Origin of the sequence: Enterobacter cloacae complex sp. ECNIH7 (genome assembly GCF_002208095.1) — a bacterium.
In the GTDB taxonomy this organism is placed as follows: domain Bacteria; phylum Pseudomonadota; class Gammaproteobacteria; order Enterobacterales; family Enterobacteriaceae; genus Enterobacter; species Enterobacter cloacae_M.
Genome location: NZ_CP017990.1, coordinates 2,177,435 through 2,195,150 on the forward strand (window position 1 = coordinate 2,177,435; position 17,716 = coordinate 2,195,150).

General features: G+C 56.8%; 18 protein-coding genes. 3 read left to right on the forward strand and 15 right to left on the reverse strand.

Annotation, left to right across the window (positions count from 1 at the left end):
• The first annotated feature begins 59 nt into the window (after nucleotides 1-59).
• Entirely contained in the window at nucleotides 60-920 is an 861-nt protein-coding gene (pdxY, locus tag WM95_RS10835; protein WP_063408120.1) for a pyridoxal kinase PdxY, read from the forward strand.
• Between the two features lie 60 nt (nucleotides 921-980).
• Here pdxY and gstA read toward each other — a convergent pair whose 3' ends face one another.
• The 12 genes from gstA to blr form a co-directional block, all read right to left on the reverse strand.
• Nucleotides 981-1,586, reverse strand: a complete 606-nt coding sequence (gstA, locus tag WM95_RS10840) for a glutathione transferase GstA (protein ID WP_088544768.1) — start codon at nucleotides 1,584-1,586, stop codon at nucleotides 981-983.
• Nucleotides 1,587-1,691: 105 nt separating this feature from the next.
• Nucleotides 1,692-3,200 (reverse strand): dipeptide/tripeptide permease DtpA, encoded by a 1,509-nt coding sequence (gene dtpA / locus WM95_RS10845; protein ID WP_063409046.1) that lies wholly within the window; start codon nucleotides 3,198-3,200, stop codon nucleotides 1,692-1,694.
• Nucleotides 3,201-3,791: 591 nt separating this feature from the next.
• The gene (gene nth / locus WM95_RS10850) at nucleotides 3,792-4,427 is read right to left on the reverse strand and encodes an endonuclease III (protein ID WP_008500570.1); all 636 of its coding nucleotides are present in this window, start codon (nucleotides 4,425-4,427) and stop codon (nucleotides 3,792-3,794) included.
• Nucleotides 4,424-5,110, reverse strand: a complete 687-nt coding sequence (locus WM95_RS10855) for an electron transport complex subunit E (protein WP_023311374.1) — start codon at nucleotides 5,108-5,110, stop codon at nucleotides 4,424-4,426. Before WM95_RS10855 ends, nth begins: the two co-directional genes overlap by 4 nt.
• A gap of 2 nt (nucleotides 5,111-5,112) precedes the next feature.
• Entirely contained in the window at nucleotides 5,113-5,733 is a 621-nt protein-coding gene (rsxG, locus tag WM95_RS10860; protein WP_023311375.1) for an electron transport complex subunit RsxG, read from the reverse strand.
• 10 nt (nucleotides 5,734-5,743) lie between these two features.
• On the reverse strand, nucleotides 5,744-6,796 hold the full coding sequence (rsxD, locus tag WM95_RS10865) for an electron transport complex subunit RsxD (RefSeq protein WP_023311376.1): 1,053 nt from the start codon (nucleotides 6,794-6,796) through the stop codon (nucleotides 5,744-5,746).
• The gene (gene rsxC, locus WM95_RS10870; RefSeq protein WP_063409047.1) at nucleotides 6,797-8,932 is read right to left on the reverse strand and encodes an electron transport complex subunit RsxC; all 2,136 of its coding nucleotides are present in this window, start codon (nucleotides 8,930-8,932) and stop codon (nucleotides 6,797-6,799) included.
• Entirely contained in the window at nucleotides 8,925-9,503 is a 579-nt protein-coding gene (gene rsxB / locus WM95_RS10875; protein WP_023311378.1) for an electron transport complex subunit RsxB, read from the reverse strand. Before rsxB ends, rsxC begins: the two co-directional genes overlap by 8 nt.
• Nucleotides 9,503-10,084: an electron transport complex subunit RsxA gene (rsxA, locus tag WM95_RS10880; protein WP_014883581.1), complete on the reverse strand. Its 582-nt coding sequence runs from the start codon at nucleotides 10,082-10,084 to the stop codon at nucleotides 9,503-9,505. The genes rsxB and rsxA overlap by 1 nt, the downstream gene beginning before the upstream one ends.
• 76 nt (nucleotides 10,085-10,160) lie before the next feature.
• The gene (locus WM95_RS10885; RefSeq protein ID WP_023311379.1) at nucleotides 10,161-10,601 is read right to left on the reverse strand and encodes a DUF2569 domain-containing protein; all 441 of its coding nucleotides are present in this window, start codon (nucleotides 10,599-10,601) and stop codon (nucleotides 10,161-10,163) included.
• 86 nt (nucleotides 10,602-10,687) lie between these two features.
• Nucleotides 10,688-10,903: a transcription modulator YdgT gene (gene ydgT / locus WM95_RS10890; RefSeq protein ID WP_013096896.1), complete on the reverse strand. Its 216-nt coding sequence runs from the start codon at nucleotides 10,901-10,903 to the stop codon at nucleotides 10,688-10,690.
• A gap of 231 nt (nucleotides 10,904-11,134) precedes the next feature.
• Nucleotides 11,135-11,260: a division septum protein Blr gene (gene blr / locus WM95_RS10895; RefSeq protein WP_168112406.1), complete on the reverse strand. Its 126-nt coding sequence runs from the start codon at nucleotides 11,258-11,260 to the stop codon at nucleotides 11,135-11,137.
• Nucleotides 11,261-11,503: 243 nt separating this feature from the next.
• On the opposite strand from blr, the gene WM95_RS10900 reads away from it, so the two are divergent.
• Complete coding sequence (locus tag WM95_RS10900; RefSeq protein ID WP_063409048.1) at nucleotides 11,504-12,544, forward strand: oxidoreductase; 1,041 nt, start codon at nucleotides 11,504-11,506, stop codon at nucleotides 12,542-12,544.
• A gap of 52 nt (nucleotides 12,545-12,596) precedes the next feature.
• Here WM95_RS10900 and add read toward each other — a convergent pair whose 3' ends face one another.
• The 3 genes from add to malX form a co-directional block, all read right to left on the reverse strand.
• Nucleotides 12,597-13,598: an adenosine deaminase gene (gene add, locus WM95_RS10905; RefSeq protein WP_045353860.1), complete on the reverse strand. Its 1,002-nt coding sequence runs from the start codon at nucleotides 13,596-13,598 to the stop codon at nucleotides 12,597-12,599.
• Between the two features lie 96 nt (nucleotides 13,599-13,694).
• On the reverse strand, nucleotides 13,695-14,867 hold the full coding sequence (locus tag WM95_RS10910; protein WP_063409049.1) for a MalY/PatB family protein: 1,173 nt from the start codon (nucleotides 14,865-14,867) through the stop codon (nucleotides 13,695-13,697).
• Nucleotides 14,868-14,915: 48 nt separating this feature from the next.
• Nucleotides 14,916-16,508, reverse strand: a complete 1,593-nt coding sequence (gene malX, locus WM95_RS10915) for a maltose/glucose-specific PTS transporter subunit IIBC (RefSeq protein WP_029740306.1) — start codon at nucleotides 16,506-16,508, stop codon at nucleotides 14,916-14,918.
• Nucleotides 16,509-16,685: 177 nt separating this feature from the next.
• On the opposite strand from malX, the gene WM95_RS10920 reads away from it, so the two are divergent.
• Nucleotides 16,686-17,714 (forward strand): Mal regulon transcriptional regulator MalI, encoded by a 1,029-nt coding sequence (locus WM95_RS10920; RefSeq protein WP_023311457.1) that lies wholly within the window; start codon nucleotides 16,686-16,688, stop codon nucleotides 17,712-17,714.
• Nucleotides 17,715-17,716: the final 2 nt, after the last annotated feature.

The following is a 17,716-nucleotide window of genomic DNA, read 5'->3' on the forward strand; positions in this document are numbered from 1 at the left end:
TTTCGAGGGGCGTGGGAAACCACGCCCCTTTTGTTTTTTCAGGGTTTGGTAAGCATAAAATGAAGAACATCCTCGCCATTCAGTCCCACGTTGTTTTTGGACATGCTGGCAACAGCGCTGCGGAATTCCCGATGCGCCGCCTCGGCGTCAACGTCTGGCCCCTTAATACCGTACAGTTCTCTAACCACACGCAATACGGCAAATGGACCGGCTGCGTAATGCCGCCTTCGCACCTCACCGAGGTTGTGCAGGGCATTGCCGATATCGACCAGCTCAAGCGCTGTGACGCCGTATTGAGCGGTTATCTTGGTTCAGCGGAGCAGGGGGAACATATCCTCGGCATCGTGCGTCAGGTAAAGGCCGCCAACCCGTCGGCAAAATACTTCTGCGACCCCGTTATGGGCCATCCGGAGAAAGGCTGTATCGTGGCGCCAGGCGTAGCAGAATTCCACGTCCGCCACGCGCTGCCCGCCAGCGATATCATTGCGCCAAACCTGGTCGAACTCGAAATTCTCTGCGAGCATCCGGTTAACAGCGTTGAAGAGGCGGTAAGCGCGTCTCGTGAGCTGATCGCTCAGGGGCCGGAAGTTGTGCTGGTAAAACACCTTGCGCGCGCAGGGCTGAGCCAGGACCGTTTTGAGATGCTTCTGGTGACGAAAGATGACGCCTGGCATATCAGCCGTCCGCTGGTGGATTTCGGCCTGCGCCAGCCGGTTGGGGTCGGGGATGTCACCAGCGGTCTGCTGCTGGTGAAATTGCTGCAGGGGGCGACGATGCGCGACGCGCTGGAGCACGTTACCGCGGCGGTGTACGAAATCATGATTGCGACGAAAGAGATGCAGGAATATGAACTGCAGGTGGTTGCGGCACAGGATCGTATCGCGAAGCCGGAGCACTATTTCAGCGCAACCCGGTTATAACCGGCCAAAAATTGTAGGCCGGGTGAGCGTCAGCGCCACCCGGCAACACAAGCCGCTCGGTTAGTTCAACCCTTCCGCTTTCAGCGCCGCAACCACCGCAGGACGCTCTGACACGCGTTTCATATACGATGCAATGTGGTCTAACCCTTCCAGATTCAGCTTAACCGCACGAGCCCAGCGCAGCACGGTGAACAGATACGCATCGGCAATCGTGAAGCGCGACCCGCCAATCCACTGTTCGTCTTTCAGCGATTCGTTAACGTACTGCAGCTTTTTCTCCAGCAGGGCGCGCAGGGTAGGCTTAAACTCTTCCGGCGTATCCGGGCGGAACAGGGGGGTAAAGCCTTTGTGCAGCTCGGTGGCAATGTAGTTCAGCCACTCCAGCGTTTTATAGCGAGAAATGGTACTGACCGGTGCCAGCAGCTGGCGATCGGGCACGCTATCGGCCAGGAACTGCATAATCGCCACGCCTTCGGTCAGCAGAGTACCGTCATCCAGCAGGAGAGCCGGAACTTGTCCCTTGGGGTTAATGGCAAGAAAATCATCGCTATTTTCCAGACGCTTTTTCATCAGATCAACGCCATCCAGCGTGAAATCTTTGCCGCTCTCGCGCAGGGTGATATGGGAAGCAAGAGAGCACGCGCCCGGTTTGTAGAACAGTTTCATCGGTAACTCCTTTTTGCTGAGGTTTCAGCTATGTTAGTGCGCGAACGGGCAAAAAAAAAGCCGCTAATGCATTAGCGGCTTCTGTTCAGTCGTTTCTCAATAATCTTACGCAGTAGCGGTTTTGGTCGCTTCAGCCGTCTTGTCGTCGTCCTGAGTCATACGATTCAGTTTCGGCGCGGTCAGCAGCATCAGCGCCGCAATCACCGCTGTCGCAATACCAATCTGCATGAATACGGTACCGTAGACGTTCAGGGAGACGAGTGGGTCAGTGACGTTTTCAGGCACAGCCATCAGGTTCGCAATTTTACCCGCAATGATTGCCGCACCGGCAGTGGTCAGGAACCAGCTACCCATAATGAAGCCCATCAGACGCTGCGGCACCAGCTGTGCAACCATCGCCAGACCCAGACCGGAGATCATCAGCTCACCGATAGACTGCAGCGCGTAGCTCAGGATCAGCCAGTTAACGGACACGATACCCGCGTCGGTGGCAAATTTGGTACCCAGCGGCAGCACCAGGAACGCGCCGGAGCACAGCACCATACCGATTGCGAACTTGTGCGGCATTGGCAGACGGTCACCCATCTTGTTATAGATAGCGGCCAGAATCGGGCTACCAATCATGATCCAGAACGGGTTCAGCGCCTGATACTGCTCCGGCTCGAACGCGATGCCCAGAATAGAGTGCTCAACGTTACGAATGGCGAAGAAGTTCAGAGAGGTTGGCATCTGGCTGTACAGCACGAAGAAGATAATCGCTTCCAGCATCAGAATGAACGCCACAATCATCTTGCGGCGGGCAGCACCCTGCATGGCGAACGCTTCTTTCGCAAAGATAACCACGATACCCAGTGCAACCACGCCCAGAACGGCGCGAGCAATACCCTGGTTGTGCAGCAGCCAGGTGGCGATTGCCGCGAGGACAACAACGCCCACGATAGTCGCCAGCAGTTTGCCCATGTGTACAGGCTCGAAGTCAGGTTTTGAACCGTAGTCTTTCACCCAGCTGCGGCAGAACAGGAAGTTCACCACGGTGATCAGCATACCGACGAAGCTCAGCGCGAACGCCACGCTCCAGCCGAACTTAGCTGCGAGCCATGGGGTTGCCAGCATCGAGAAGAACGAACCGATGTTGATGGACATGTAGTACATGGTAAATGCACCGTCCAGACGCGGATCGTCTTTGCTGTAGCAGGTAGAGAGCAGGGAAGACGGGTTTGCTTTGAACAGACCGTTACCGACGGCAATCGTCGCCATACCCATATACACGACAGCGGCATCGTGCCCTGACCATGCAACCAGACCATAGCCAATCGCCAGGACAATGGCGCCCAGCATGATGACACGTTTAGTCCCGAGGACTTTATCACCCAGCCAGCCGCCAATTGCGACCAGACCGTACACCAGAGCACTGAAGGAAGAGAACAGCGTGATGGAATCGGCTTCGGACATACCCAGCTGTTTTACCAGGTAAACCGCCATGATCCCTTGCAGGCCGTAATAACCAAAACGCTCCCATAACTCGATAGAGAAGATGAGATAGAACGCTTTAGGCTGTTTAAAAGCGTTAAGACTTACGCTTTCATCTGTTGGTTTATTGTTTGCAGTAGACACATATACCTCTTTTTTTACATCCCATATTAACGGGGGTGTTCATAGCGTGATGGCCGTAGTCCATACGCCTTATAGTTATATTGGGAGGAGAAACGGCGGGTAATGTTCACTATCCTGCCCCATCTGGCAATACGTTTGTAATAATCTGTTACATATATCTGAAGTGGTATAATCGTCGGTTTATATAAATGTTATTCAGCGTTAAATTTCATACGATGATTAAAGGTAGTTTTTTCGACTGGCAATAACCCACTTCAACCGGCCTTTGGCGATATGTTCTGCTATTTGCCGCTTATCGCAGTGATATAGCCCATATTCTGAAAAATAGCTGGTCTTATCTTCGGCAATGGAAGGAGAGTATCTTGTCAGACAAAGGGTTTAGGCGGGTTTTGACAACAAAAATTCAACATGAAGTTATCAGGGTGATCGCGATCACAGATGTATAGAAATTTTTGGCTATGAAAAAAGTATTAACCTGTTTGAGCGTTAAACAACCGAACAAGTGACAGGTCAGAGGGAACGAAAGACGGACAAATAACGGCCAAAAGAAGGGTGCCTGGTAGCCCTTCTTTTGGTAAGGGATTGTGACGATCAGGGATACACTTTTTCTTTGTATTCGCAGAGATCTTCAATAATGCAGGAGCCGCAGCGAGGCTTACGGGCAATACAGGTATAGCGACCGTGCAGAATCAGCCAGTGATGGCAATCAACCTTAAATTCGGCCGGAACCACCTTTAACAGCTTCTCTTCGACCTGCTCAACATTTTTCCCCGGCGCGAAGTTAGTCCGGTTAGACACGCGGAAAATATGCGTATCCACGGCGATGGTCGGCCAGCCAAACGCGGTGTTGAGCACCACGTTTGCGGTCTTACGCCCAACGCCCGGTAAGGCTTCCAGCGCGGCGCGATCTTCCGGTACTTCACCTCCGTGCTGTTCCAGCAGGATCCGGCAGGTCTTAATGACGTTCTCGGCTTTGCTGTTAAACAGGCCGATGGTTTTGATATAGGACTTCACGCCTTCCACGCCCAGCTCCAGCATGGCTTTCGGCGTATTGGCGACCGGATAGAGCAGGGCAGTGGCTTTATTGACGCTCACATCGGTCGCCTGCGCAGAGAGCAACACCGCGATCAGCAGCTCAAACGGGGAGGTAAAATTCAGCTCCGTCGTCGGGTGCGGGTTCTCGTCCCGCAGACGGGTCAGGATCGCAATGCGCTTTTCTTTATTCATGAAGCCTTCTCGGGTGTCCCTTCCAGAACGCTACGCTCAGCCGCGCGGCGCTTACGTTTCTCATCAATCAGATATTTTATCGCCAGCATCATGCCAAGGCCAATAAACGCGCCAGGGGGCAGCATTGCCAGCAGGAATGGCGTATCGGTGTGGAACACTTCAACGCGCAGCGCTTTGGCCCAGCCGCCCAGCAGCGCATCGGCGCCGTCAAACAGCGTACCGTTACCGAGGATCTCGCGCAGCGAGCCCAGCACGAACATGGCGCAGGTGGCGCCCATTCCAATGGAAAAACCATCCAGCGCCGACATGGCGGGGCTGTTTTTCACCGCGAACGCTTCCGCACGGCCAACGACGATACAGTTGGTGACGATAAGGGGAATAAAGATCCCGAGCGACTGGTACAGGCCGAATGCGTAAGCGTTGATGAGCATTTGTACGACGCTAACAACAGACGCAATGATCATGACGTAAATCGGAATACGAATTTCCGACGGCGTCCAGCGGCGCAGGGCGGAGATGGAGAGGTTGGTCAGGGTCAGCACCAGCGTGGTTGCCAGACCCAGACCGAGCGCGTTGGTGGCGGTGGACGTTACCGCCAGCAGTGGGCACATCCCCAGAAGCTGGACCAGCGCGGAGTTGTTCTTCCACAACCCCTGGACAATAACCTCTTTAACCTGGCTCATGATTACTCCCCACAGGCCGGAAGATTGTTGATTTGCGCGGGCAGCGTTTCGGCATACAGCCCGGCTCGTTTTACGGCGTTCACCACGGCGCGCGGCGTGATGGTCGCGCCGGTGAACTGGTCGAACTCGCCGCCATCTTTCTTCACCGCAAACGCGGTATCCCCTTCGCCATGGATAACTTTACCGGCGAAGTGCAAAATCCAGTCGCTCAGACGGGTTTCAATTTTATCGCCCAGGCCCGGCGTTTCATGATGCTGCGTCACGCGGGTACCCAGTATTGTGCCGGAGAAATCGCTGCCGACGAGCAGTTGAATGGCGCCGGAATAGCCGTCGGGCGCCGTCGCTTCCATCACCGCGCCTACCGGTTTATCCCCTTTGCGGGCAATAAAGAGGCGGTGAGAGCCTTTCCCAAGCTGCGGTGCGTCTACCACAAAGCAGCTCTTTTGCAGGTCATTATCGTAGAAATCTGATGGGATCACCTGATCGAACAGCGCCTTTTGCTGCTTTGAAGCCTGCTCTTCGATGGTCGTTTTGGTTAACGAGTTAACCAGGGCCGTCAGCCCGGTCAGGACCGCGGCGAATACAGCAAGCGTGACGCCGTGTTTTTGCATCGTTTTTAACATGGCGAAACCCTTAGCGATGGCCGTACACGCGCGGGCGCGTGTAATAGTCGATGAGCGGAACGGTAATGTTGGCGAGCAGGACGGCAAACGCGACGCCGTCCGGGTAACCGCCAAAGCTGCGGATCAGCCATACGAGCAGGCCTGCCAGCGCGCCGAAGATCAGGCGGCCGCGGTTAGTCGTTGACGCTGTAACCGGGTCCGTCAGGATAAAGAAGGCACCCAGCATGGTCGCCCCGGAGAGCAGGTGCATCTGCGGGCTGGCGAGTGATTCAGGAGAGAATACCCATCCCAGCGTCGCGCAGACCGCCAGCGTCACGAGGAAGCTGACCGGAATATGCCAGCGAATGGCTTTCTGCTGCAGCAGGAACAGGCCGCCCAGCAGATACGCCAGGTTGACCCACTGCCAGCCTGCACCCGCCAGCATGCCGCTGTAAATCGCGGATTTCATAATCTGCTCAACGCTGTGCCCGGCATGCAGGGACGTTTTAAAGGTATCGAGAGGCGTGGCCTGGCTGATGCCGTCCACGCCCATACGCAGCGCGCTCATGTCAGCGCCCAGCGCCGTATGGCCAGTAAAGATAACGTGCAGGGCATCCATAAAGCCCGGAACCGTGGCCGCAATCTCGTGCGGCGGCAGCCAGCTGGTCATCTGCACCGGGAAGGAGATCAGCAGCACCACGTAGCCAATCATCGCCGGGTTAAACGGGTTATGGCCGAGCCCGCCGTACAGCTGTTTGGCAATGATCACGGCAAACACGGTACCGAGCACGACCATCCACCACGGGGCAAACGGCGGAATACTGATGGCGAGCAGCAGGCCGGTCAGCAGCGCGGAGTTGTCAGCCAGAATGCGTGACACCGCCATCTTACGCAGCTTCAGGACGAGTGCTTCCGCCGCGACGGCGCTGGCGCAGCCCAGGGCTATCTGGAACAGGGTTCCCCAGCCGAAAAACCAGCACTGAACGGCAATGCCCGGCAGCGCGGCCAGGCAGACCAGCATCATAATGCGTGATGTCTGACGCTGGTTGTGGGTGTAGGGGGAACTTGCGATTCTGAAAACCATTTAATCCTCGTTTACGGCTTGCTGTGCGGCTTTCTTCGCCTGAACGCGCGCAATGGCGGCGGCGACGGCGGCCTTGCGCGGGTCATCGTTGGCGGCCTGCGGCTGCTCTTCCTGCTGCGCTGCCTTACGGGCTTTGGCGCGGGCAATCGCTGCTTCAACGGCGGCTTTACGCGGGTCGACCGGTGGTGCTTCTGCTTCTGATACTACCGTTGGTGCCTGCTGCGCTGCCTTACGGGCTTTAGCCCGTGCAATCGCCGCTTCAACGGCGGCTTTACGCGGGTCGACCGGTGGTGCTTCTGCTTCTGATACTGCCTCTGGCGCCTGCTGCGCAGCCTTACGGGCTTTGGCCCGGGCTATCGCCGCTTCAACGGCGGCTTTGCGCGGATCGACCGCATCCTGCTCGATGACCACGCTTTGCTCACCCGATTTGCGGGCTTTGGCGCGCGCAATCGCCGCTTCAACGGCCGCTTTACGCGGGTCGATCTCAGTATCTGCCTGAACCGTTTGCGCTTTTTCCGCCTGACGCGCGCGAGCCGCAGCCTTTCGCGCTTCGCGAGCGGCAATCGCTTCGCTGTTATCCGGTTTTTCCCCGGCCTGGATCACTACCGTCTGGGCGGCATCGGCTTTTTTCTCACGAACGCGCGCCAGTGCGGCGTTGATCGCATCCTGATCTTTCCCGGCAGGCTGAACGGCGGCCTGCTTATGGCGTTCCTGACGGGCGATTTTTTCGCGCTCCAGTCGCGCCTGACGCGCTTCGAAACGTGCCCTGGCTTCCGCGGCGCGTTTTTCTTCCATGGAAATGGCATAAATCTCGGCCTTCTCCTGACGGAAGTATTGCACCAGCGGAATGTTGCTTGGGCAGACCCAGGCGCAGGCGCCGCATTCAATGCAGTCGGCCAAGTTATGGGATTTTGCCTTGTCGTGCAGCTGGCCTTTGCTGTACCAGTACAGCTGCTGCGGGAGCAGATCCGCCGGGCAGGCATCGGCACAGGCGCTGCAGCGGATGCAACCTTTCTCTTCCTGTTCTTCACCCATTTCGGTTGGGGAAGGGGCGAGCAGACAGTTGGTGATTTTGACCACCGGTACATCGAGCCACGGCAGGGTAAAGCCCATCAGGGGGCCGCCCATGATCACCATCTGGTCGCTGGTCGGGCAAAATTCAGCCTGTTCCAGCAGATGGCGCACCGGCGTACCCAGACGCGCCCAGACGTTGCCCGGACGGGAAACCGACTCGCCGGTCAGCGTCACCACGCGCTCGGTCAACGGCTCGCCGTCAATCACCGCGCGTTTCACCGCATAGGCGGTGCCGACGTTTTGCATCAGCACGCCGATATCCGAAGAGCGTCCGCCGTGCGGCACCTGCTTACCGGTGAGAATTTGCGTCAGCTGTTTTGCGCCGCCAGAAGGGTACTTGGTCGGGATAACGCGCAGGCTAATATCGTGACTGCCCGCCAGCACGGCGCGCAGCATCGAGATGGCCTGCGGTTTATTGTCTTCGATACCAATCAACACTTCCCGCGGCTTAAGAATATGCGCCAGGATGCGGATGCCTTCCACCACCTGAGCGGCGCAATCCTGCATCAGACGATCGTCGGCGGTGATATAGGGCTCGCACTCGGCGGCGTTGATAATCAACGTCTGGATATTATCGCCACCGCCGCGCAGCTTGACGCCGGTCGGGAAGCCCGCACCGCCCAGCCCGGCGACGCCGAACTGATGAATACGCTCGATAAGCGCTTCGCGGCTCTGGCTGCGGTAATCGCTCCAGCCGTCACGTTCAATCCAGCGGTCTTCGCCGTCGGCTTCAATGATCACGCTCAGCTCCGATAGAGCGGACGGATGGGGCACCGTATGAGGGGCAATCGCCACCACTTTACCGGAGGTAGGGGCGTGTATCGGCAGCATGCGTCCACGGCCAAAGGTCAGCGGCTGACCGCGAAGAACCGTATCGCCTTCTTTCACGCACAGCTCGCCCTCAGCGCCAATATGCTGTTTGAGCGGCATGACGTAACGCGTCGCCAGCGGAATTTGACGCAGCGGCGTGCCGTTGGACTGGGTTTTCATCTCCGGCGGATGGATACCGCCGTCAAAGTCCCAAATCTTCTCTTTTCTGAAAGCAGAAAATAACTTAAGCATGTTGTTCCACAGGAATGATGCGAACCGGAATGGTTTGAAGATCCCACTTCCAGCTTTCGGTAGTCGTTTCAACCGGGCGCAGCTCAATACATTGCGTCGGGCAGGGGGCCACGCAGAGGTTACAGCCGGTGCACAGATCCGCCACGACGGTGTGCATGGCGCGGGTGGCGCCAACAATGGCGTCAACCGGGCAGGCCTGAATACATTTGGTACAGCCGATGCAGTTTGCCTCGTCGATCACGGCGAGGGCGCGAACCGGCTCCTGTACCTCCGCATCGCCATCAACGGGCTGCGGATCGACGTTAAGCAGGGCCGCGATTTTCAGCATCACCGCTTCGCCGCCGGGGGCGCAGCGGTTAATTTTTTCACCCTGAATGCCTACCGCTTCAGCGTAGGGACGGCAGCCCGGGTAGCCGCACTGCCCGCACTGGCTTTGCGGCAGCAACTCATCAATTTTTTCAACAACAGGATCGTCCTCTACCGCGAAACGGCGGGAGGCGTAACCCAGGATAAGGCCAAACACCAACCCCAGGACGCTGATAGAGGCGATGGCAATCCAGATAGCATTCATTACAACTTCACCAGACCACTAAAGCCCATAAAGGCCAGAGACATTAAACCAGCGGTCACCAGCGCAATCGCGTTACCGCGGAAGGGAGCAGGGATATCCGCTGCCGCCAGACGCTCGCGAATCGACGCGAAGAGGACCATAACAAATGAGAAACCGACGGCGGCGGAAAAACCGTACAGCGCCGACTGCATGAAGTTATGGCCAAGGTTGATGTTCAGCAGCGCAACGCCGAGAACGGCACAGTTGGTGGTGATCAGCGGCAGGAAGATACCCAGCAGGCGATAGAGGGCCGGGCTGGTTTTACGCACCACCATTTCAGTAAATTGCACAACAACCGCAATGACCAGAATAAAAGCCAGCGTACGAAGATAGATTAACCCCAGCGGGATGAGGATCCAGGTATCAATCAACCACGCGCAGATGGACGCCATCGTCATGACGAAGGTTGTCGCCAGCCCCATGCCCATCGCCGTTTCCAGCTTTTTGGACACGCCCATAAACGGACACAGGCCAAGGAACTTCACCAGAACGAAGTTGTTAACCAGCACGGTGCCGACAAAGAGCAGTAAGTAATCGGTCATTATTTAGCCTGAAATAAAAAAGCCGCCTATTATCGGACAAACTCACGCAGGCGACAACAGGTTATCTGTAAGGTTATTACGGGTTCACGAAGGTGTTTTTTACCCGCGTCGAACGCTTGAAATAGGGGACCAGCAGCGCGGCGGCCAGTAACGGGAAAAGCAGCTGACGAACGGCCAGAGCGTCTGATACGGGCGAAAAAGCAAAGGCTTTCACCGCCAGCAGAACCGAAATCAGCAGCCAGATAATGTAGTGTTTAGGTACACTTTTGCGGCGCTTAAAGAAAGCGATGGTCAACCACAGGGTGTAGTACCACATTCCAATTGCGAAAACGAACGACACAAACCACATCGCAATATTCAGCACGCTTTGCGACATCAGTGTCTGGATGGCGTGAGGGGTAATCAGTGCGGTGGTATACAGCAGCAGCGCAAGCGATGCGCTTAATAAGGCAACCAGCAGCCATGCCAGTGGGGCGATTAACCAGCCTCCAATGCGTTCTCCAGGCGTTGCGGTCATGAACTCTCCCATAATCTGCGCGAAATGTTGTACAGCCAGTTTGCAGGGCGGAGAGTATATAACATTTCGCGCGGATGGCTACTTTCTTATAAAACGTAACGCCATACGGACTTAGGCACTTCACCCACGTTGAACAAACGACCTCCGGAAACCAGCTCCGCACGGCGATGGTCAGCGGCGCGATACATATTAATGATGTCCTGATTATCCGACAGGGTGTAGTTCAGATGGTCAAACAGTTTTTCCAGGCTCTCAAGCGAATTGATCTTGCGAAATTTTAATAAATAGTCCTGAACTGTCATATTAATAAGTTTCCATATAAAAGTGAGTAATACCAGTTAAGGTAATTCGTTCGAATAATAAACGGATTAATAAAGACGTAAACAGCCCACTCAGGTAACGCGACGAAATTAGGAGTTTTCTTTGCTGAAATTCAGGCATCAGACGATGCCTGGAAGAGAAGGTTAACCGTGTTCACCAGGGCTGGCAATAAGTAACTGACATATTATGTCACTCTTTATTGCAGTAACCGGTTACTTAGGTTGGGCGACTGTGACAGGCTCCGGCGGCTGGTAGTTATCGATATGGCTGGCAACACCCAGCAAAATGACCGAAACCCCAAGAACAATCCATCCCGCTAATTCAATGATTCGATTAATAATTGACGTCATGATTCGTAGTTGTACTTTATCCATAAATACAGGTCGCAAATGTTACAGCGACGTTTCCCCGACGGCAAGCGCTTTGGGAACGGTTCCCTTAAACAAAATCAGTGGGTTAATACTATGTAACAAAAACAACCCGTACAACCTGCTATTTTAAGTCATATGGCACATTATTAATCTGTGGTAATGCCAGGCTAGCCAGTGTGAAATAAGAACGTCATAAAAGAGGACGGCACTATGAGTGATAATATACGCGTTGGGCTTATCGGCTACGGGTATGCAAGCAAAACGTTTCATGCGCCTCTGATAGCCGGAACGCCGGGGATGACCCTGGCTGCGGTATCCAGCAGCGATGCCGCTAAAGTCCATGCCGACTGGCCTTCCGTGCCGGTTGTCTCTGAGCCAAAACACCTTTTCAACGATCCGAATATCGATTTAATCGTTATCCCCACCCCGAACGACACCCACTTTCCGCTGGCAAAGGCCGCGCTGGAGGCCGGTAAACACGTGGTGGTCGATAAGCCCTTTACCGTCACGCTGTCTCAGGCTCGCGAGCTGGATGCGCTGGCAAAGAGTCTCGGCAGGCTGCTGTCGGTGTTTCATAACCGCCGCTGGGACAGCGACTTTCTGACGGTAAAAAGGCTTCTCAGTGAAGGCACGCTAGGGGAGATCCTCTTCTTTGAATCGCACTTTGACCGCTTCCGTCCGCAGGTACGAAACCGCTGGCGCGAGCAGGCTGGTCCAGGCAGCGGCATCTGGTACGATTTAGCCCCGCATCTGCTGGATCAGGCGGTCAATCTTTTTGGTCTGCCGGTGAGCATGACGGTCGATCTGGCCCAGCTCCGGCCCGGAGCGCAGACGACCGATTACTTCCACGCGGTGCTCAGCTACCCGCAGCGGCGGATTGTGCTGCACGGCACGATGGTCGCGGCCGCGGAATCGGCCCGCTACATTATTCACGGCACGCGCGGGAGCTACGTGAAGTTTGGCCTCGATCCGCAGGAGGACCGGCTGAAAAGCGGTGAACGTTTGCCGCAGGAAGACTGGGGCTATGATATGCGCGACGGCGTGGTAACGCGGGTGGAAGGTGAGGAACTGGTAGAGGAGACCTTGCTGACGATCCCGGGCAACTATCCGGCCTATTACGCGGGCATCCGCGATGCGCTGAGCGGCACGGGCGAAAATCCGGTTCCGGCCAGCCAGGCGATTCAGATTATGGAACTGATTGAGCTGGGTATTGAATCTGCCAAACATCGCGCCACGCTCTGTCTGGCATAATTTTAAATATTTTTGTAGGCCGGGTAAGGCGTAGCCGTCACCCGGCAAATGCTCAACCGCGAGCCACTTTATCTTTAAGCGCCTGCTTCTCTTCAGGCGTCAGGAAAGCGATCTCCAGCCCGTTGATCTGCGCCTGACGGATCTGCTCGCGGCTCAGCCCCGCCTGCGGTGCGGCGATGTTGTACTCGTGGATGATATCCACGCCCTGTACTGCCGGATCGTCCGTGTTCAGCGAGGCCAGCACGCCGTGTTCAAGGAACGTTTTCAGCGGATGATGCGCCAGCGTTGCGACGGTGCTGGTCTGAATGTTAGACGTCAGGCACGACTCAATCCCGATGCGCTGCTCCGCCAGGAAATCCATCAGGGCGCGATCTTCTACCGCCTTCACGCCGTGACCGATACGCTCGGCGCCCAGCTCGCGGATGGCCTGCCAGATGCTTTCCGGGCCAGCCGCTTCACCCGCATGCACGGTAATGTGCCAGCCGGCATCGCGCGCGCGGTTGAAGTGGGAGAGGAACAGACTGCCCGGGAAGCCCAGCTCGTCACCGGCGAGATCGACGGCGGTGATGGCATCGCGATGGGCCAGCAGCGCTTCCAGCTCCTGCAGGCAGGCGGCTTCGCCGAACGTACGGCTCATAATGCCAATCAGACGGGCCTGAACGTCGAAGGTTTTACATCCTTCGCGGACGCCTTCAATCACGGCTTCCACCACGCCTGCAACGGGCAGGTTGTGGGTCATCGCCATATAGCCCGGCGAGAAGCGCAGCTCGACGTAATGCAGGCCGTTACGGGCCGCATCTTCAATGTTCTCAAACGCCACGCGGCGGCAGGCATCCAGCGAGGCCAGCATCTTCACGCCCCAGTCGAGTTTGCTCAGGAAGCTGACCAGGTCCGGTTCATTGGAGGTCACCTGTACGTGAGGGATCAGCGACTCAAGCGTCTGCGCAGGAAGCGTTAAATTGAACTGGCGGCCAAGATCGAGGATGGTTTGGGCACGAATGTTACCGTCAAGGTGACGATGAATATCAGTTAAAGGCAGGCGTGTATCAATCATGGTCGCACTCTTTTCTGGTTAAAGTGCGCCATATTATAAAAACAAAACGGGGTAAAAAGCTATTTGCGCAAGGGAATATTCCGTTGCGCAAATTGATTACAGGAGCGTGTTAATCCCGGCAATGAGGCGTTGCACCCCTTGTTCCAGCTTGCTGCGTGGACAGCCGGCGTTCAGGCGAACAAAGCCGTTTCCCTCTTTGCCGTAGGTATATCCCGGCATGATGGCGACTTTTTGCTGCTCGATCAGCACTTTTTGCAGCGCCCGATCGTCAATGTTCAGCGGGCGCAGGTCAATCCAGGCCAGGTAGGTCGCTTCGGGCGACTGCCAGTTCAGTTTCGGAAAGGCGCGGTTTACTTCCTGCGCGATATACAACAGATTCTCTTCCAGATATCCCCGCAGGGCATCCAGCCACGGCCCTCCCTGCTGATAGGCGGCGATATGCGCCGTTAGCGCCAGCACGGAAGGAGAAGAGAGCCCGTCCCGGCCTTTTAGTGCGCTGAGATAACCGTTACGGCTCTCCTCATCACCAATAAGGCCGTAAGCGCCCGTCAGCGCCGGAATATTAAAGCTTTTCGAGCCGGAGGTGAGAAGCGCCCATTTGCCGCGCGCCACCGCGCTCCACGGCGTGTGACGATGTTCTCCCCACACCATGTCCATATGAATTTCATCGCTGATAACCGCCACGTCATTGCGTGCGCACAGTTCAGCCATCTGCGTCAGCTCGTCCCTCGTCCAGACCTTGCCGGTCGGGTTTTGCGGGCTGCACAGCAGCAAAATTTTGTTTTCAGGTTTTGCCAGGGCCGCTTCCAGCGCCGCCATATTTCCCTGCCAGCCTGCGGCATGCTTTTCCATCTCCACGGGCACTACATGACGCGCATTCCCTTCAATAGCTTTGTAAAACGCGTCGTATGCCGGGGTGTGAACCACTACGCCGTCGCCGGGGTGTGACCAGAGACGAATCAGCTCTGACACCATGTAGATAACGGAAGGACCATAAACGACGGTTTCCGTATCAATCGTGCTGTTAAAGCGCTGCTGGAACCAGTGCGCGACGGCAGCGAGAAACTCATCGTTCTTCCAGCGGCTGTAGCCCAGCACGCCGTGATTAATGCGCTGATGCAGCGCGTCGGTAATGCAGGGCGCGGTGGCGAAATCCATATCCGAGATGGTGAAGGGCAGCAGATCGGCCGCGCCAAAGCGGTCGGCGACGTAGTCCCACTGCGTACACCAGGTGCCGTGTCGATCCACGACGGTAGAAAAATCAAACATGACGTGAGTCCTTAAAGTAAAACCCCCTCATGAGAGGGGGCTGAGGCATCAGGCTTCAACTGTTCGCATCAGGGTTGCCAGCTCATCCTTCACCGACTGGACCTGCGGGCCGATAACCACCTGCAAATTGTGCTGATTTAACTGTACCACGCCGATGGCCCGGTTGGCTTTCAGGGCGTTGGTATCCACTTTTGACATATCCGCCACCGACAGACGCAGGCGGGTGATGCAGTTATCGAGCGAGGTGATGTTATCCGCACCGCCCAGCGCCGCCAGAATGGCCGGTGTATTGTAGCCGGATTTGCCCACGGTCCCGGCAACCGCCTGTTCAACGCTGCTCGCCGTATCGGTATCGCGGCCAGGCGTTTTCAGGTTAAAGCGGGTGATGGCGAAGCGGAAGATGCCGTAGTAAACCGCAAACCAGATAGCCGCCACGACCGGCACCAGGTACCACTTGGTGGACAGGCCGTGCAGGATCCCGAACACCACGAAGTCGATCACGTTGCCGTCGGTGTTGCCGATGGTAACGCCCAGCACCGCCATCACGGTAAAGCCCAGACCGGTCAGCACCGCGTGGATGAGGTACAGCACCGGTGCGACGAACAGGAACAGGAATTCGATTGGCTCGGTGGTTCCGCCCACGACGCAGGCGATCACGCCGGAAATGAGCAGGCCTTTAATTTTATGACGGTTTTCCGGGCGCGCGCAGTGGTACATCGCCAGCGCGGCACCCGGCAGGCCGCCGAGGAAGGCAGGCATTTTACCCTGAGACAGGAAGCGGGTGGCGCTTTCCGAGAAGCCGTGGGTGGTCGGACAGCTCAGCTGCGCCTGGAAGATGGTCAGCGCGCCGCTCACGTCGTGACCGCATACCTCCATCGTACCGCCCGCTTCGGTGAAGCGAATCAGGGCCACCAGGATATGCTGCAGGCCAAACGGCAGGAGCAGACGCTCGCCGGTGCCGAAGATCATCGGACCGAAATCTCCCGCGCCGTTGATGATGCGGCCAATGCCGTTGATGCCCATCGCAAAGACCGGCCAGATCAGCGGAATGATCAGACCAAACAGGCCCATCACCACCAGGGTAACAATCGGCACGAAGCGGGTACCGCCGAAGAAGGCCAGGGCATCCGGCAGACGGATATTGTGGAAGCGCTCGTGCAGCATCCAGATAATCACACCCGCGATCACTGCCCCGAGGATCCCGGTATCAATAGACTGGATGCCGATCACGCTCTGAATGTTGTTGGCTTTCAGCACGGCGGCGTCGGTGGTCGGCAGAATGCCTTTCGCGGTCAGCCAGAAGTTAACCGCCAGGTTCATCACGGCGTAACCCACAAACCCGGCAAACGCCGCGACGCCTTTATTTTCGCGCGCCAGGCCCAGCGGGATAGCAATACAGAACATCACGGGCAGGAAGCTAAACGCAAAGGAGCCGACTTTACTCATCCAGATGAAGATCGCCTGCAGCACCGGGGTACCGAGGAACGGGATCAGCGTGATGACGTCTTTACTGCTCAGCGAGCTGCCGATCCCGAGCATGATCCCGCAGAACGAGAGGAGTGCCACGGGCAGCATAAAGGTTTTACCCAGTTGCTGGAAAAATTCCCACAGCGATATTTTTTGTGCTGCTTTCGCCGTCATAAAACGACTCCTTTATTGTTAAAATCAGTTTGCCTGCTTCAATGCTGCGAGAAGATAAAACGTTTTATCAAAGTTTAGTGCGCGCTAAATCACATTCTCAGGCTTTGACTGGTAGTATAAAGATAACGTATTGATAAAACGTTTTACCGATCTCATTTCAGGGAGTCACGCCAACACATGGCTGTAGCGAAAAAAATCACCATCAACGATGTCGCGCTGGCGGCGGGCGTTTCCGTCAGCACCGTTTCTCTGGTGCTAAGCGGAAAAGGGCGCATCTCTCCTGCGACCGGTCAGCGGGTTAACGAGGCGGTTGAGCAGCTGGGTTTTGTGCGTAACCGTCAGGCGTCGGCGCTGCGCGGCGGTCAAAGCGGGGTGATTGGCCTGATTGTTCGCGACCTGACGTCACCTTTCTATGCGGAGCTGACCGCCGGGTTAACCGAAGCGCTTGAAGCGCAGGGGCGGATGGTCTTTCTTCTGCACGGCGGTCGCGAGGCCGATCAGCTTCTTTCCCGGCTCGATATGCTGCTGAATCAGGGTGTTGACGGGGTAATCGTCGCCGGAGCGTCGGGCGTGGGCAGCGAGCTGTGCGAGCGCGCCGCCGAAAAAGGCGTGCCGCTGGTGTTTGCTTCGCGCGCCAGCTACCTCGACGAGGCCGATACGCTGCGCCCGGATAACATGCAGGCCGCGCAAATGCTGACCGAGCATCTTATTCGTCGCGGACACCAGCGCATTGCGTGGCTCGGCGGGAAAAGCTCGTCCCTGACCCGCGCCGAGCGGGTCGGCGGCTACTGCGCGACGCTGATTAAATACGGCCTGCCGTTCCACAGCGAATGGGTCGTGGAGTGTGAATCCAGCCAGAAGAAAGCGGCGGAGGCGATAGGCGCGCTGCTGCGCAGCAGTCCGACGATCAGCGCCGTGATTTGCTACAACGATGTGATTGCCATGGGCGCCTGGTTTGGCCTGATCCGCGCCGGGCGTCAGAGCGGCGAGGGCGGGGTGGAAACCTTCTTCGGCCATCAGGTGGCGCTGGGGGCGTTCGCCGACGTCGGTGAAAACGCGCTAGACGATCTGCCGATCGTCTGGGCTACCACCCCTGCGCGGGAGATGGGCTACACGCTGGCGGACAGGATCATGCAGCGCATCGACAACACGGACGTTCAGGCCGGACACCAGATTGTGGCGGCGCGGCTGGTGACGGTGAAATAATA

Coding starts and splice junctions, on each gene's coding strand:
- rsxB (WP_023311378.1), bottom strand. CDS start 9,503: ATGAATGCTATCTGGATTGCCATCGCCTCTATCAGCGTCCTGGGGTTG.
- rsxD (WP_023311376.1), bottom strand. CDS start 6,796: ATGGTTTTCAGAATCGCAAGTTCCCCCTACACCCACAACCAGCGTCAG.
- malX (WP_029740306.1), bottom strand. CDS start 16,508: ATGACGGCGAAAGCAGCACAAAAAATATCGCTGTGGGAATTTTTCCAG.
- WM95_RS10900 (WP_063409048.1), top strand. CDS start 11,504: ATGAGTGATAATATACGCGTTGGGCTTATCGGCTACGGGTATGCAAGC.
- rsxG (WP_023311375.1), bottom strand. CDS start 5,733: ATGTTAAAAACGATGCAAAAACACGGCGTCACGCTTGCTGTATTCGCC.
- WM95_RS10920 (WP_023311457.1), top strand. CDS start 16,686: ATGGCTGTAGCGAAAAAAATCACCATCAACGATGTCGCGCTGGCGGCG.
- pdxY (WP_063408120.1), top strand. CDS start 60: ATGAAGAACATCCTCGCCATTCAGTCCCACGTTGTTTTTGGACATGCT.
- WM95_RS10885 (WP_023311379.1), bottom strand. CDS start 10,601: ATGACCGCAACGCCTGGAGAACGCATTGGAGGCTGGTTAATCGCCCCA.
- rsxC (WP_063409047.1), bottom strand. CDS start 8,932: ATGCTTAAGTTATTTTCTGCTTTCAGAAAAGAGAAGATTTGGGACTTT.
- nth (WP_008500570.1), bottom strand. CDS start 4,427: ATGAATAAAGAAAAGCGCATTGCGATCCTGACCCGTCTGCGGGACGAG.
- WM95_RS10910 (WP_063409049.1), bottom strand. CDS start 14,867: ATGTTTGATTTTTCTACCGTCGTGGATCGACACGGCACCTGGTGTACG.
- ydgT (WP_013096896.1), bottom strand. CDS start 10,903: ATGACAGTTCAGGACTATTTATTAAAATTTCGCAAGATCAATTCGCTT.
- rsxA (WP_014883581.1), bottom strand. CDS start 10,084: ATGACCGATTACTTACTGCTCTTTGTCGGCACCGTGCTGGTTAACAAC.
- add (WP_045353860.1), bottom strand. CDS start 13,598: ATGATTGATACACGCCTGCCTTTAACTGATATTCATCGTCACCTTGAC.
- gstA (WP_088544768.1), bottom strand. CDS start 1,586: ATGAAACTGTTCTACAAACCGGGCGCGTGCTCTCTTGCTTCCCATATC.
- WM95_RS10855 (WP_023311374.1), bottom strand. CDS start 5,110: ATGAGCCAGGTTAAAGAGGTTATTGTCCAGGGGTTGTGGAAGAACAAC.